We start from the raw sequence: 16,079 nt of genomic DNA, 5'->3' as shown, positions 1-16,079 counted from the left end.
GCAATAAGCGTTGAAACTGTGTTGGGCTATAAGCACTACAGCGACGCTACATCGCGTTAAACGAAACGCATTGGTCGCTTTAAGAAGGGTAGCGAGAGCGTAACCCTTCATACACTAAGTCGCTAAACTCTGGCTTCGTTAAATCTAGGGCATCCATTACTTCTACCAGGTGCTCGTTGTCTTCACGACCTTCCCACACCTTTATGTAAGTGCCTTCTTTATAGCCGTTATCTTGGCGGAAAAAATTGAGCACATTTTTACCTACGTACTGACGATAAAGTTCGTCAGCTGACATTTCACACTGGCTTACGATGAACATGAATAGTGGCACGCTAAAGCGTTTGGCGGCGCAAAGGCCCGTCATGAGCTCTAAATTATCAAGAAGCGACAGATTTGACGCGTCGTAGTCCTTTCCATCGAAGGTTACTAGCGTTTTGCCACTTGCTAATTCAGAAGCAATACTTTTTGCAGATTCAGCGATATCGCCTTTATATTCAATAATGCAGGCACTTAGTGCAAAGTGCCAGATATCCACCAATTCCATTTGAAGCTGTGGCAAGTCTTTTTGCTGTGCTTTCCACCATTTCCAGCCGTGATGTTCAATTGCTTCAACTGACTCTACCATTGCTGCACGCAAGTATCCGTAACCAGCATTTAGCCAGTCTGGGTTTACTTTGGCGTTCATTTTATCCTGAAGAGAAAGCATAGTGGCGAGTTGTTGCGCGGTTAACATTGTTGCTCCTGACCGTGAAATTGTGTTGCGTTTCGTAAAGGCGAAATTGTACTTGAATGACGCTTCGGGAGAAACTGCTAAATTTACGGCAGCGAGAGTAAAGCGCTTTCTTTAATGTCTGCTTGCTCGTGGTGCACTTGCACCACGGTAAAACTATGACTTGTTGGTCATGTTTTCTATTTTTGTTTAAGTTATTGATATTTCAGGTTTAAAAAGTTGGCATTCAACCTGCAAAACATAAATCGTTAACAGTGCTGCTCAGTAGCGCTAACGTGAATGAGTGCCAGGCAACGCTTATTCACGTTGTTACTGAGTAGACCGTAAACCTTACCCATACAGATTTTTCGTGTCCTGAGGTCTGTGTGGGTTTTTTTTGTCTGAAAATCGCCCACACACGCTTCTTTGTACTCATTTACTGCGCCAGATCCCTCTATCACTTTGCTTAGAACTCTCCGGGCATTGATTTCGCCATGCCCCCAGTATTTGTTTTATTATCATAAGACATTTGCTTATCTAAATTTTGGAGAAATAACTTAACTACTGAGCCCAATGCGATACACTAAATTATAAGGTCGACGATACCTGTACAGTCTTTGCACAGTATCTAAAAGCACGTTCTACAAAGGATTTTTCGATTGCTTGCGCTATATCCCTCTAATAAATTAGAACACTTAAGTTTTCTTCTCACCACGCTTTTACGTCAGCAGCCCATGGGCGTATTTACGCCAGAAACCATCTTGGTTGAAAGCCCGGGAATGCAGCACTGGGTCAGCATGCAGCTTGCCACAGAACACGGCGTGGCAATGAATATTGATTACCCTTTACCAGTACGCTTTATGTGGAATACCGCACGTACCGTACTTGGACAGGACAAAGTACCCAAGCAATCTCCATATCGTCGTGAAGTACTGACATGGCGTATCGACAATATTCTCCAAGATGGCTCGCTAATGAGCGCAGAAGCCTTCGAACAAGTTAACCGGTATTGGCAAAATGCGGGAAGTGAACAAGAGCAGGGGTTACAGCGCCTTCAGCTTGCTACCGCTCTGGCCGACGTGTACGAGCAATACTTGTTGTACCGCCCAGACTGGTTGTTTAAATGGGAAGCTAACGAACGCGCTGTATTTGATGACATGGAGATATGGCAAAGCGAAATTTGGCGCATATTGGTCAAAGAGCAGCCGTTGCATCCTGCACGTTTGCATCAAATGACGCTCGATGCGTTGGAAGCTGGTCATTTACCAAGCGAGCCAACGAACAAGTTGCCTGATCGTGTGATAGTGTTTGCTATTAATACTATGGCCCCACAGCTTATCGCATTTTTTGACGCCCTCGCGCAGCACATTGATATTCATATATTTCACCTAAACCCCAGCGTTAATTACTGGGGTGAAGCGAAAAGCAGTAGCGAACAGGCGAAATTATTGCGGTTAGAAGGCCTTAAAAAATGGATGGAAGAAGATCAGTCAAACCCGCTGCTTGGCAACTTAGGTAAACAGGGCAGAGAGCTATTCAACTTACTCACTGAACTGGATACCTTTGAGATTAGTGCGTTTGATTCACCGGATTTTGAAGAAACAAACGATAACGCTGGCAGCGACAATGCTCGTGGTCTACTCGAGTATATTCACAACGATATCTTGCAGGCCGCTCAACCGAAGCCACTTGCTCATGATTTAAGAGAAAAAGACGATAGCGTTACTATCATGTGTACCCATTCCGCACTTCGCGAAGTGCAGGTATTACACGACCACTTACTACATTGGTTATCTCAAGATAAAACGCGCACCCCATCTGATATTCTGGTGATGTGCCCCGCCATCGAAAACTACGCGCCATTTGTTGATGCTGTATTTCACAGAGTAGGCACAAAGGCTTTGGCTGGCAGGGGGCAGGTTACGCTTCCTTGTACCATTGCAGATAGAAGCCCAATGGATGCAGAGCCGTTGATTGCGGCGTTTATGGCGCTGTTACAGCTGCCCGATAGCCGTTTTGGTGTGTCGGACATTATGGATTATCTGCAGCTAGATTCAGTGCAAAAGCGTTTCTCAGTATCCCAAGATGATATAGAGCAAATGGTGGTATGGCTAAAACAAGCTCATATTCATTGGGGTCTTAATAGTGCCCATAAAACGGCCGTTTCAGAAGGCGTTGATCTAGACGACACTTACAGCTGGTGGTGGGGAATTCGCCGGTTACTTATGGGTATGCTGGCACCAGATAGTGAAGTCATTGTGAGTGACTTACTTACTATTCCCGACGTTGAAGGACAAAGTGCGCTTACGTTAGGCAAGCTTATTGACGTTGTGGCGCTGTTGGGTGAGTTTGCCCAAGTATTAACAGCCCCAAGGACGGCCGCGCAGTGGTCTAAAGCCTTAATATCGCTTAGAGATGCGTGTTTTATGCCGATACAAGAGCAGCAGCAAAGTTGGGATCTTATTGCCAAAGTTGCTGCCGATCTTGCTGCACGGTGCGAAGAGGCAGCTTATGAACACGAACTCACCCTTCGTCAGGTTCGCGACCTGCTACTCAATCGATTCTCGTCGCCAGATGCTGGTAACCACTTTATGACCGGTCAGGTTACGGTGTGTTCAATGCTGCCCATGCGAAGCATTCCGTTTAAAAAAGTGTGCATTTTGGGGCTGAACGACAGTGAATTCCCCAGAAAATCAAGCCCGCTGGGTCTCGATTTAATGGCAGGTGCTGGCCGCCAAATTGGTGACCGCTCACGGCGTTTGGAAGACAGGTATTTATTCCTAGAAGCCATCATTTCCACCAGAGACAGCTTATATTTAAGTTACCAAGGGAACGACGTTACCAATAACAGTGAGCGGCAACCCAGTCTAGTATTGGCTGAGTTCATGGATATGTTAGCAAACAGCTACGCACTGAATTTATCAAAGTACAGCGTTAACGCGCCGCTACACCCGTTCAGTGAAGAGGGGTTCACGGGAACCTTGCCGAGCTACGAAACAGGGTGGTTACGGTTAGCTGACGCGTTACAAAAAACGAAATTAAATACCGATGAAGCAGATAATGAATCTGCCAACGATGCGGATACGGCAACGTTAGCGCCATCATCTGACGCACTATCAACGCAATCGCTTCGTTTATCAGGTATTCAAATTGCGAGAGCTTTCAAAGATCCGCTAGAGTATTTTTCCGTCCAACGGCTGGGCGTGAATCTGTCTCAATCGTTTACGCTACTTGAAAATAGCGAGCCGTTTGAAACCAATGCGCTGCTGCGCTACCAGGTGCTCGACGCTATCTTTTCGTCTGCAGAGCGCGTTGCGCCAGAGAAAGATGATGTCACCTCTCTTTCCTATAGTGAAAAAGTGATCACGTTTGCGTCGCTTAGAGGGGATATTCCCAATAACCCCGTTGCCAGAGATGAAGTTGACATGTGGAAAGAAGGGGCGTTGGCATTGAGTCAGGCCATGGGCCCTCATGACGCGGAGCCTAAAAAAGCGCACTTTCAAGGCAAATACATCACCTTTACTTCATCGGCTTTATTAGGCAGTGACGCGCTAGTCGAGCTTTGTGCAGGCAAGATTGACGCACATCGCGCTTTGGGTTTCTTCATCTCACAATTAGTTTTTTCAAGCAGCGATGAAGAAACCAGCTACAGCAACTATCCGCTGGATATCTATTCGTGTGCTTGGGAAAAGGGCGAAACCATTTTGAAAAAGCAGCGTTTCTCCGCTTACGATCGCGAAACTGCTGTGCGTTTACTTTTGTTTATTGAACAGCTTTATATGGCAGTTTACACGGCGCCGACACCAGTTCATTTAAGTTTGTTCGGTAGTTTTATGCCCGGGACCAGAAATTCAGACACTAAGCCTGTAGTGGAAAGCATAAAGCCTGAGATGTTTACCGACATTCTGCATGCGCTACTAGAGAGTACGGACGGGACTAGTGAAACCGACAGAGCAATACTTGGACAAGTTCAACATGCAATTGACGAGATGTGCCCGTTCACTGATAAAGACAACGCTGTAGCTAGCGAAACGACAAATGAAAAACATGAAAAAGCGAAACAGGCGGTGGATCAAGCCGCTGCACTTTTTAACACGATAGAGTTACAGCGAGCATTAATCGACTGGCAGCAAAGTAGCGGGCAGTTCAGCGCCGATATGGCAAGCAACCCTTACTTACATTGGCTGTTTCCTCAGGGCGTGAGTTGGAATGATATACCGCATTTAAGTGCTTTTGTGCTGCTCGCCATGGTCAACAATGCGTCTCAGGAGGAGAAGCTATGAGTTACAACCCTACATCCTCTGATAACCCTATAGACGAACAATCTCAGCCGCAAACCGACGACCACAGCGGCACTGAAGCGCAATTACTCGATGTAGTCGCTATGCCGTTAAAAGGGCGCCACCTTATTGAGGCCAGCGCTGGTACAGGTAAAACCTTTAATATTACGCGCTTGTATCTGCGTCTATTGCTTGAAAAAAAGCTCACCGTCAAAGAAATATTGGTGATGACTTTCACCAAAGCCGCGACCGAAGAAATAAAGGGGCGTATTGCGGCAACACTAAGAGAAGCCCTCCTTATTTGGCAGCAAGCCAAAGATAACGGCAATGAAATAGACAGTGGCTGTGACCCGGTTTATCAGTATTTATTTAATAGCTGTGATATTGACGAGAGTTTGGCACTTTTAAAAGCGGCGCAGCTGGAGCTTGATGAAGCCTCGGTGTTTACTATTCACGGCTTTTGTCAGCATGTTATTACCCAGTTAGCGTTTAACAGTGGCTTTGCCATGTCGCTTAATTTGGGCAATGACACCAGCGACTTATACCTTGAAGCTGCCGAAGACTTCATTCGAAAAATTAGCAAAAGTGAGGACGAGTTTAGGCTACTGGCAGAGTCTGGCTGGCATACACCTGAAAAACTGCTGCGAGAGTTTAACGCCAGCATTAAAAGTACTCTGACCCCAATATTGCTTAGTGAAGAGGATATTGAGGCAGCGTGTAAAAAGCAGTTAGATGAAGCGCCGCACACGTCTTTAGCCTACGTGAAGTCTCTACTTCAAAGCGTAGAGGATAATGAAGGGCTATTGGTAGAACAGCTCATCAAAACACCGGCCCATAAAAAAGAGCGGCCGCAGGAATTGGCTGCACTTAAAGCTTGGTTGCGTTCTTGCGTAGATGAACAAAGTTATTATCTTCCGCCGCTCGAAGCGGAAGCCTTTGTTAAAGGTACCCGATATGCGCGAAACTCATCAGGCGTAAAAGAGATTTTAACGCCTATAAAAGACTTTGCAGGGGCGCTTAAAAAAGCGTTTGGCGAGAAAGATCAGGCACTTAGTAAGGTGCCTGTATTCAAGCTGGTGGTTGAAGCCATTGCGTTCATCAAATCCCGCGTTGAAAAGCAGAAAAAGCAGCTTGGCGTTATCGACTTCGACGATCTTATTCGCATGCTCGCCGACGAAGTGGTGAAGCCAAATAATACTCTTGTGCCTGAGCTTCGCAAAAAATTCCCCGTAGCGCTTATCGACGAATTTCAAGATACCGATGCGAAGCAGTACGCGATTTTAGACGCAGTTTATCCTAATCTTGAGAATGCTAACGAAAGTGCGTTATTAATGATAGGTGACCCCAAGCAAGCGATTTATCGCTTTCGCGGTGGCGATATTTTTACCTATTTAAAAGCGGGTAGGCAGGCAGATTACCGCTGGGTGATGAATACCAACTGGCGCTCGGTTGAGGGAATGGTTAAAGCCTATAATCGGTTATTTTATGGCGCGCCTGTGGCATCAAATAGACCTGCCGATGTGTTTGGTTTTGATATCAAATACAACCCTGTGGAATTTACGCCTAAAGCGGCCGCGGCAAAAACGCCACTTATCGACCCTGCCGAACAAAATAGTTTAATGAAGAGCGGTGTAATGAAAAGTGCTGTAACGAAACGCAGCGCAATGAACTACGTTAGCATGTGTTTGGACGACAAAGAAAACGCCCACATTATGCGTCGCAAGATGGCTCAGTGGATTGCGCAAGAGATTTACCGCTTATTGAACGAAGCGCACTTTCAAACCGCGAATGGTGGCACCGCGCCTGTTAAGCCTCAGGATATCGCTATCTTGGTGAAAGACAGGACCGAAGCTGGCGCTATCAAAAGTGTACTGCAGCAAAAAGGCTTGGCGTGCGTTTATCTAAGCGATCGCAGTAACTTATTTGCCAGTGCCGAAGCCAAAGATGTACTGCGGTTACTTAACGGTATTTGGCATGCCAACGACACAAGTAAAGTGGCGTCGAGCTTGGCGTCACCGCTTTGGGGTTATAGTGCCCAAACACTTATTGAATTGTTGTACCATGAAGATGACGCACAGTGGGATGCTGCTATCGACAAGGTATTGTCGCTGCGGGATATGTGGCTGCAAAAAGGGTGCATGAGTGTGCTGCTGTATTTAATGCAAGACAGCTATCAACCTCATGCTGACAGCGTGGAACGCGCCCTTACTAACTATCAGCATTTGGCCGAAGTGCTGGAAAAAGCTAGCACTACTCACCAGCGCCCAGAGCAGCTACTCGATTGGTTGAATAAGCAAATTCATAAGCCTGAAAGCGATGAAGAGCTTACTTTGCGCCTTGAAAGTGACAGCCAACTTATTCGACTTATTACTCAACACGGCTCGAAAGGGCTAGAGTACCCCATCGTGTTTGTTCCTTTTGCCACCGGCTACAGAGACGCCGCTAAAAACGGCAACACTACATCGCAAATATTTACCTATTACGACGAGGAAAAACAAGATTTACAAATGCAGCTTGGGCAGACGCCACAGGCCATAGCTCGCGTTCAAAGCGAGAGCGAAGCGGAAGACATGCGACTGGCCTATGTGGCGGTAACACGAGCTGCCCATCGCTGTTACATGGGCGTTGTACCGCTGACTAACAATGAAAGAAGTGCATTAGCACGAGCACTCGGTGTAGGTGGCGACGGCAGCAACAACGATTGGTCGAGTGTGTTAAACCGTGTTGCTGAAGAAGATGCGTCCCATGCCAGCCATATCGACGGTGATGAGTTTGAGGAAGTGTATACTGGCTTTGAACAAGAAGATGAGTTACCTCAGCTTACCGCGTTGCAATTTACCGGCACGGCAAGCGAAGAATGGCGACTGTATTCGTTCTCAGCAATGAGCCGTTTAACCACGGTTGGTGCTAACCAAAGCGTTGAAACAGGCACAGCAGCGGAGTCCGGCGCAACAACAGAGCCCTTGAGTCAAACCCTTCCTAGTGTGCCCGTACTTCAAACCATTCGAGATGAAGAAGTGTATGCAAGCGACACTCTTGTGGGTGAGATGGGCTCAATTGATGCAGACATCAATTCCTCGGCAGGTATTGAAAGTACGGTAAGTAAAAGTGATCTGCGTTTTACCCTAGAGAAAGGTGCGAGCGCAGGTAATTTACTTCACGATATTCTAGAGCACAGTGACTTTAGTGCGCCCGATTGGGAAGAAACGGGTAAGGAACTGGTTAACCGCTTCGGGTTAGATGAAAAGCGAACGCCGCTACTTTATGAATGGTTAGAAGAAGCGCTACAGACGCCTCTGTATCCCAATATGCAGCTAAGTATGAGTGATTTGCCCTTAGTGCAAACCCTGCGCGAAGCCGAATTCTATTTTCCAATGAACGACACGCAATGGACTCAGCTTCGTGAAGTACTCGCTACCCATAGGCAAAACGTAGCTGACGTTATTGGTGGCGAGATGGAAACAGCGCCTCAATTAATCACAGCTAAATTACAGGGAATGATGCACGGGTTTATTGATTTGATTTTTGAACATGACGGTCAGTTTTATGTGGCAGACTACAAATCAACCTGGCTTGGCGATACCCTTGATAGCTACACGCCAACAGCGCTGTTTCACAATAACCAGCATCACCTTTACGACCTTCAGTACTTAATTTACTGCTTGGCGCTACATCGCTATTTAAAGAATACGCTGCCTAACTACGACCCAGATATGCATTTTGGTGGAGTGTATTACTTGTATCTACGCGGTATGCACCCAGAAAACGAGCGCGGGGAAGGGGTATTTTATACTGATGTTCCATCGTCTGTACTCAATCGATTAGACGGGATATTTGCGAGCAAAGACGATGCCCAGCAAGGCAATAGTTCTTCGAATGCAGGCAGCTCTCACCAGCCTTTGGAACAAACGTCTTCGGGTCAGCAGCAGTTTAGTTTCGATGACGAGTAGTCAACATCATAGAGGCTAAAGCAAAGGAAAATAATGAAAAGCAATCAACACTCTGTACCGTCATTTTTTGATAACTTGTTTGGCATCGAGGCGATCGACAAATTTGTCGCAAAAGAATTTGGCTTTATTGATGAACTGGAGCAAGAAGAACAGTTTATTTGGGCTGGGGTCTTGGCATATCTGTCGTATATGCAGCGTAATGGCCACAGCTGTATCTATATTAAAGACATAGCGGGTACGACGCTTTTTAAAGAGGTAGTCGCAGAACAAGAGGCGGCCTTGGCGGTCGAAGCAAATGAGCATAGTGGTAACAAGGCGGCGGCTGCTTCACTGACGCTGGTTGAACAAACCGAGCAGGAAAAAGCGCCCAAAGCAGGTGTTGACGTGCCACAACTAACACCGTTACTTAGAATTATAAAAAGCGCGCTGGTTAACGAGCAGGTGGCTCAACTATTTGTCTACAGCAACGGCAAGCTGTACAGCCGTCGCTACTATGAGTTTGAACAAGAAGTTGCGCGCAATGTGGTAAAACGAGCTGCGCTTACACCGTTAAGTGATGACGCAAGCGAAAAAGTAAAGCAACTTTGGCCAGCAATCTTTCCTACCGAAACAACCGATCGGCAAGATTGGCAGCAAATAGCGGTGGCGAAAAGCCTAATGCAGCGCTTTTGCGTTATAAACGGTGGGCCAGGAACAGGTAAAACCTATACTGTATTGCGCTTATTACTGGCGCTACAGGCTTGCGATGAAAACTTAAAAATTGTGCTGGCAGCGCCTACAGGTAAAGCGCAACAGCGTATGACCGAATCTATCATGAACAGCATAGACGGGCTTCGCGGCAAGTTGGACGACACAGTGCTTAACAACGTGCCTACCGATGCTGTGACGCTACATAGATTACTAGGATTGCGCGAGCACGGTGTATCGACTAAGTTCAATCAGCACAACCAATTGGCAGCAGATGTACTCATTGTCGATGAAGCAAGTATGGTCGACTTAGCGCTAATGACACGTATAGTACGAGCATTGCCAGACCATGCACGGCTCTACTTTATCGGTGATGCCGACCAGCTTCCTGCGGTTGAGCTTGGCAATGTGTTAGAGCAGCTAGTTAGTACCGGGCCAGCAAGTTTTGACGAAAACGCGAATGTGTCAAATGGCACAAACAGCACACATAGCTCACTTAGTTTTAACAGTCATGACGACGCGCTTTCTTTAGGTGGCGTGCCATCGTTAATGAGACAGCACATTGCTACGCTATGCCCGCATCTGCCCTTGTTACCGGTTGATGAGCAGGCAAAAAGCTATGTAGCAACTCTTCAAGCACATCAGCGCTTTAAAGGGCAAGTGGCTAAAGTTGCAACGGCCATACAACGAGGTGATGCAAGCGGTGCACTTGCCGCTATTACCGATAAGGCTAGTGACAATGATGAAACTGCTGGCCTCAATTCAAATATCGATTCAACTCTTGTTTCAAAGACTGCATCACGCCTACAACCTGGCGTTCACCTATGGCCAGCGTTCCAGGTTAGCGGCCGTGATTTACACCAGTTGGCCAAAGAAAGCTTCTTGCCTATTTTTGATGCTGGCAGTGCCGAAGAAGCGCTTAATCGCCTGAATGTGGTTAGGTGGCTAACCCCGGTTCGCAAGGGCGGAATGGGCGTAGAAGGCCTGAATAATTTGGTGTTCGATGCTATCAAGCACAAGATCAGAAAGCGGGAAGGCCATTTCTATCAAGGTCAGCCCATTATGATTGTAAAGAATCATCATCCTCAACGACTATCAAACGGTGAGGTTGGCGTAATCTGGCCTGACAGCAAAGGAAAGCTCTATGCGTGGTTTTACCAGGATAGCCAAGCTTCGGCAAATGCGGGAGACAGTGCTGACAAGACGCTAGCGCAAAAACAAGCGTTGCGCAGCATATCGCTATCAAGAGTACCGCAGTTTGAAACTGTGTATGCCATGACCATACATAAATCTCAAGGCTCTGAGTTTAACCATGTCGTACTTATTTTACCTAAGCCTGATAGCGAGAAAGCCGCCAATTTATTTCATCGAGGCCTAGTGTACACAGGGTTAACCCGTGCTAAAGACGGCTGCTTAATCATCTCTGACACCGCTACATTTAGCCACATGGTTCAACGGGTGGATAAGCGTTATTCCGGGCTGTCTGAAGCGATTAGCCTGCACCTAGAGAGCACATCAAACGCCACCCCAGAGACTGAATAGAAATAAATGTACTCTGACCCCAAAATTTTGGGGTCAGAGTACATTTCTGTGTGGTTATTTTACTGGCGTAAAAAGGCACAGGCCGCGTTTGTTAATATCAATTGGGGTTTTGCTGATTAGATAAATGCGAGTGGGGGCAGTTACACGCAAAATTCCGCCTTCGGCATTTAAAAACTGTGAAGGCAAAAGTACAGACGTGTCTTCACTTTCTGAATTGTCGGTCTCGGCTTTCACTGCAAAGTGTGACAAACCGCAGTGATCCAGCCAACCTAATATATTATCTGGCGTTGCCACAAAATTATCGTGCCTCAATACGCTGCTATGTAGCGTAATATTCGCACCGAAGACGGGCTTATTCTCTATCGCCATTTGCGTGTTAGGCTTTAAATGCAGACGGTATAGTCCGTGTGCTTCAGGCACAATGTCATCATTCGCATCTGTATTATTCACTAACGTAAGCATACAAAGTTTCACAGGTTAGTTTGGATGGTTTTATTTTGGTGGACTTACGGCTAGCCTGCGTTGATGTGGATCAACTGCCTTTGGGTTTACGCACTTTGTATAAAAAATTAGGCTTCTTGTGCAACAAGCATCTCACCAAGACGCTGAATAGCTTCGGTGCGTGCAGCCTGCGTACTATCAATGAAATTAAAACGCAGGCAATGTCGATACTTACCTGTTGCCGAAAATAGTTGCCCTGGCGCGACATAAATTCCTTTTTGCTTGGCTTCGTCAGCCAGCTTCACGGAGTCATAACGGCTGTTTAGCTCTACCCAAAGCACATAGCCCCCTTGAGGGTAGCTAATACAGGTGTCGGCGGGAAAGTAACGCTTAATGTCTGAACGTAGTGCGTCTCGTGCACTTAGGTAATGGTGACGCATAGCCCGAATATGTTTGTCATAACCGCCTTGCTCAATGAAACTGGCTATAGCTAATTGGGGTAGAGTAGGGCACATAGAGCTACTGACATATTTAACGTGGAGCACTTTATTTCTATAGCTTCCCGGCGCTATCCAACCCACGCGAAAACCAGGCGCTAGCGTTTTTGAAAACGAGGAGCACAGTAAAACGCGCCCATCTTTATCGAACGATTTAATGGTTTTTGGACGAGGGTAGGCGTAGGCAATATCGCCGTAAATGTCGTCCTCTATAATGGCTACGTCGTACTCTCTGGCCAATTCATATAACGCTTTCTTTTTCGCCTCAGGCATAACAAATCCTTGAGGGTTATTTACCGTTGGGGCGACTAAAATGGCCTTGATCGGCCATTGGTCAAGCGCTAGCTTTAATGCCTTTAAACTCAGTCCTGTTTCAGAGTCGGTGGGGATCTCTAACGCTTTTAATTCAGCGCCTTTTATAGCTTGCATAGCACCGTAGAATCCGGGGGATTCTACCGCTATCACATCGCCGGCGCTCGCCACTGCGCGAAGGCACACAGATAAGGCTTCCTGGCAGCCAGAAGTTACAATGAATTCGTCGCTTTGCAACACACAGCCAGATGCTGCGGCCAATCGGCTTAGCTGTTTTCGCAGAGTTTCATCACCTTTTACGTCACCGTATATCATGCCGTCCAAGGCTCGATGTTTGGTGAGTTCATGCAGGCGTTTTATAAGCGGTTTTAGGGTTTTGGCAGTCATGTTGGGCATGGCATGCTGAAACTGGCACAGGGTTTTAGCGTCATGATCTTTATTGAAGGTATTCAGCAAAGTGTCTAGCACATCTTCCCATTGAGACACATCCATAGGGCGTTGCGGAGGCTTCGTCATGCTAGGGGTGTTATCTATTAAGATACTACGGGCGACAAAATAACCTGATTTAGGTTTTGCCTCTACCAGTTGCTGCGCTTCTAACACTCGATATGCTTCCTGCACGGTAGCTATACTTACTTTATGCTCCGTTGACAGCTGCCTAACCGAAGGTAACTTGTTCCCCACCTCAAAAACACCACGCTCGATTTGGGCTTTAAGTTCATTGGCTAATGTTTCGTAAAGCGTCATCGCAATATTTATTCTTATGAAGTTATCTGCATACAGATAACTATATCTTAATTGACAGGAGCTTTTAACCATACAGATTGGTGAAATAACTACCATACAGACGTTACCATGACTAAACTGTATGGCTGTTTTTAAGCGTATTTGGGTATGATGCATACAAAAATATGATTGTATTGTGTTGGTGAAAAACAAGCGTTTGGTTAACCGACCCCTTTCTTTTAAAGAAACGCATTGCTCACCTCAACACATAAGGACTGTCATGGAAACATCTTTACTCATCGCGCTTGCGACATTCGCGTTCATCAGTACGGTAACGCCTGGCCCGAATAATATGATGCTATTGGCTTCTGGAGCACAATACGGTTATAAACGTTCGCTGCCGCACATGCTGGGTATTGTAATTGGTGTCGCAGGTCTAATGATAAGCACACTGCTGGGCATTGGTGCGCTGTTCAACATATTTCCCGTACTGTACAGTGTGCTAAAAGTGCTTGGCGTGGGATATCTGTTATGGTTAGCGTTCAAAATTGCCACTGGCCCCGTAGATGAGCCAGTAGGCCTAGTAGAAAACAAAATTAAGTCGACCAAACGCCAAGGGCCGCTCAAGTGGTGGGAAGGGGCATTATTTCAGTTAATTAACCCTAAAGCATGGATGATGGCGTTAGCCAGCGTAGGCACGTTTTCACTGCCTGGCGAGCACTACACCCAATCTGGTATTGCGATTGTTACCGCTTTTGCCGTGATTGGTTTTCCAAGCATCTCGCTTTGGGCAGCGGTAGGCGCAAAAATACGCGTGTGGTTGAGTTCGCCAACTCGAAGACGGCAGTTTAACCTTACAATGGGCGCGGCCACAGCAGCTACGTTATTTTTGATAGTGTAACGGTTATATTGACTGGACGCTGACCTTTTCAGTTAAAACCAGCTAGGCTGGCGTCTTTCAAAATTTTACAAAAGGAGCAGATCTTCATGGAATTGAACCAAGTCACGTTACCCGTTACTAATATGGTCGAAGCGGTGGAGTTTTACCTTACACTTGGGTTCACTCAAATTGTAGATACACCGCATTATGCCAGATTCACGTGTCCAGAAGGCTCGTCCACTTTTTCGCTCTCTTTAGAAAGCGAAAGTGCTCAAAATCACAGTGTGATCTATTTTGAACACGAGGCGCTAGAAGAGTTGTATACCTCTCTTGTGGAAAAAGGTATTCGTTTTGAGCAGCCGCCAACGCAGCAGCGCTACCTTTGGAAAGAGGCCATTTTAAGAGATCCCTCTGGCAACAAAATAAAGCTGTACTGGGCAGGAGAGAATAGAGTGAACCCGCCTTGGAAAGTTGAAATAAAGCAGTAGCCATTTAGATAAACTTCAAGAAAAACTGAGATAACCAGTGACAGACTCCCAAACTAGCGTGCACTTTCGCTTAACAAAATTAGATGCCATGCAGGCGTATACGCTAAAACGAGAAATTGAAGGCGCTTACTTTAGTAAGCGTGAAGAATTTGTAGATGAAAAAGGCTCAGGTGCGTTCATTGGCATGGTGCCTTTAAAAGAAAGCCTGTTTGACGAACTCAACGATTACGTTATTCGCCAGCAAATTCAATATGATGACTGCGATATTTATGTTGAATCAAAAATTGCTAACGGTGATATTGCCGTGCCAAGGGTGGTAAACAAATTGCTCAAATACATCGACTGCAAGCTGACTTTCGCTTTTGCGAAGTAGTTTCAATTGAGGTGCGCTACTTAAGCGTGAACCGCCAAGGCAAGGTTGTGTCATCCCGTGCACCTAGCTTACCGGTTTGATCGTCTTTTGCGTAGTCTATGCCAATGCGATGCGAACTAGTGATATGTTTACTAGCAATGGCATGGTTACTTTGCTCAATCCAAATCAGAGTGTTATTTAACACAGGCTCACCATTAAGCGCAGGTGTTATCGCAAGAGCTTGTGTCAGCTTAGCTGGACCGTCACATAGATTACGCAATGATGTCTTCATGCCGCGACGTTCGCGCATTTTGTCTACACCTTCTGTAGGCTTAATTTTTCGGATCAGAACTGAATCAGTGTGGTCAGCGTCATTTGTAACAATATTCAACATACTGTGAGAACCATAAATGGTGTAGATGTAAGCAACGCCGCCTTGCTTTTTAAGTGTTGTTATCGAAGAAGGGCGCCGCAACAGGTGTTTCTCCATGGCAAGATCATGATGTCCACGGTAGGCTTCCGTTTCTGTTATCGTTCCCCCGGTTAGTACGCCGTCGACGTTACTAAACAGGACGTTACCAATGAGCGATTTCGCTATATTGACGACATCGCTATCAGTGAAAAAAGAACGCTGTATTTTTCGTTTAGGTTTATTAATCAACAAATTAAGACGACTTCGTAATTTCGCTGTGAGATTTTAGCACTTTGCTACCGTCGTCCTGTTCAATGAGATATGCTGGGTCGCTGTCGCTAGCCTCTCGTTTTACTGACGAACCCTTAATCGTGCGTTCTACATCATTGGTAAATTTTTCTCTGATATTTCCCGTTGCACTACCGTTTCCCCATTCCCATTCTACTTCTGTGTTTACCGCATAATGTTTCATAATTATTCCCTAAGCCACTAAATCAACTATTAACTTAATTTGTTTAACGAAAAGAATAAGACCTGAGTTCAAAAAGGGGGAAAATAAGGATGGTAAAAAAGTAAAGAAAGTTTGAAACCCTAGGGCCTGTTGACCTTTGTTGTACATTTTTACAGCGGTCTGTGTGCCATCTAGACAAGGCGGATGTTTGACGGTTTAGTGGTTCTAAATCGAAAACATTCAACGCAGTATAGATGGCACAAAGGCGCTGCCCGAAGGGGTCTAAATGGAAGCCTTTTACTCTTTGTCACAGTCCTTTAACTTAGCTCGCTAGGCTTGCAGGACTGTTTCG

The 16,079-nt window shown here is 46.1% G+C and carries 11 protein-coding genes; 6 read left to right on the top strand and 5 right to left on the bottom strand.

Annotated features, from left to right (window positions below):
• Positions 1-79: 79 nt before the first annotated feature.
• A complete protein-coding gene (locus ACFI6J_RS07275; protein WP_014949805.1) occupies positions 80-733 on the bottom strand; it encodes a dUTP diphosphatase in 654 nt (217 codons plus the stop codon).
• Positions 734-1,368: 635 nt separating this feature from the next.
• Between ACFI6J_RS07275 and recC the strand changes: the two genes are divergently transcribed.
• Genes recC through recD form a run of 3 tightly spaced genes read left to right on the top strand, consistent with a single transcriptional unit; the run spans position 1,369 to position 11,168 of the window.
• Positions 1,369-4,992 (top strand): exodeoxyribonuclease V subunit gamma, encoded by a 3,624-nt coding sequence (gene recC, locus ACFI6J_RS07270; protein WP_061486028.1) that lies wholly within the window; start codon positions 1,369-1,371, stop codon positions 4,990-4,992.
• Positions 4,989-8,939 carry an exodeoxyribonuclease V subunit beta gene (gene recB, locus ACFI6J_RS07265; RefSeq protein WP_061486027.1) on the top strand — a complete coding sequence of 1,317 codons (3,951 nt, stop codon included), beginning with the start codon at positions 4,989-4,991 and terminating at the stop codon, positions 8,937-8,939. Before recC ends, recB begins: the two co-directional genes overlap by 4 nt.
• A gap of 33 nt (positions 8,940-8,972) precedes the next feature.
• Complete coding sequence (gene recD, locus ACFI6J_RS07260; protein ID WP_462585951.1) at positions 8,973-11,168, top strand: exodeoxyribonuclease V subunit alpha; 2,196 nt, start codon at positions 8,973-8,975, stop codon at positions 11,166-11,168.
• Between the two features lie 54 nt (positions 11,169-11,222).
• Here the strand turns inward: recD and ACFI6J_RS07255 are convergent, their stop codons facing one another.
• Positions 11,223-11,630 carry a hypothetical protein gene (locus ACFI6J_RS07255; RefSeq protein WP_014949801.1) on the bottom strand — a complete coding sequence of 136 codons (408 nt, stop codon included), beginning with the start codon at positions 11,628-11,630 and terminating at the stop codon, positions 11,223-11,225.
• A 107-nt stretch (positions 11,631-11,737) separates the two neighbouring features.
• A complete protein-coding gene (locus ACFI6J_RS07250) occupies positions 11,738-13,165 on the bottom strand; it encodes an aminotransferase-like domain-containing protein (RefSeq protein ID WP_061486025.1) in 1,428 nt (475 codons plus the stop codon).
• Positions 13,166-13,424: 259 nt separating this feature from the next.
• On the opposite strand from ACFI6J_RS07250, the gene ACFI6J_RS07245 reads away from it, so the two are divergent.
• The 3 genes from ACFI6J_RS07245 to ACFI6J_RS07235 all read left to right on the top strand — a co-directional run bounded on the left by ACFI6J_RS07245 (position 13,425) and on the right by ACFI6J_RS07235 (position 14,885).
• Complete coding sequence (locus tag ACFI6J_RS07245) at positions 13,425-14,045, top strand: LysE family translocator (RefSeq protein WP_061486024.1); 621 nt, start codon at positions 13,425-13,427, stop codon at positions 14,043-14,045.
• An 86-nt stretch (positions 14,046-14,131) separates the two neighbouring features.
• Complete coding sequence (locus ACFI6J_RS07240) at positions 14,132-14,512, top strand: VOC family protein (RefSeq protein ID WP_014976792.1); 381 nt, start codon at positions 14,132-14,134, stop codon at positions 14,510-14,512.
• A gap of 37 nt (positions 14,513-14,549) precedes the next feature.
• Positions 14,550-14,885, top strand: a complete 336-nt coding sequence (locus tag ACFI6J_RS07235; protein WP_014979563.1) for a hypothetical protein — start codon at positions 14,550-14,552, stop codon at positions 14,883-14,885.
• Between the two features lie 16 nt (positions 14,886-14,901).
• On the opposite strand, the gene ACFI6J_RS07230 is transcribed toward ACFI6J_RS07235, so the two are convergent.
• Together ACFI6J_RS07230 and ACFI6J_RS07225 are read right to left on the bottom strand one after the other, a co-directional pair.
• The gene (locus tag ACFI6J_RS07230; protein ID WP_232375937.1) at positions 14,902-15,528 is read right to left on the bottom strand and encodes a DNA-3-methyladenine glycosylase; all 627 of its coding nucleotides are present in this window, start codon (positions 15,526-15,528) and stop codon (positions 14,902-14,904) included.
• 1 nt (position 15,529) lies between these two features.
• A complete protein-coding gene (locus ACFI6J_RS07225) occupies positions 15,530-15,748 on the bottom strand; it encodes a hypervirulence associated TUDOR domain-containing protein (RefSeq protein ID WP_014949794.1) in 219 nt (72 codons plus the stop codon).
• Positions 15,749-16,079: the final 331 nt, after the last annotated feature.

Source organism: Alteromonas sp. G4i13 (assembly GCF_054960505.1).
The sequence above is the reverse complement of the archived record's forward strand: the minus strand, read 5'-3'. Positions and strand labels throughout refer to the sequence as shown.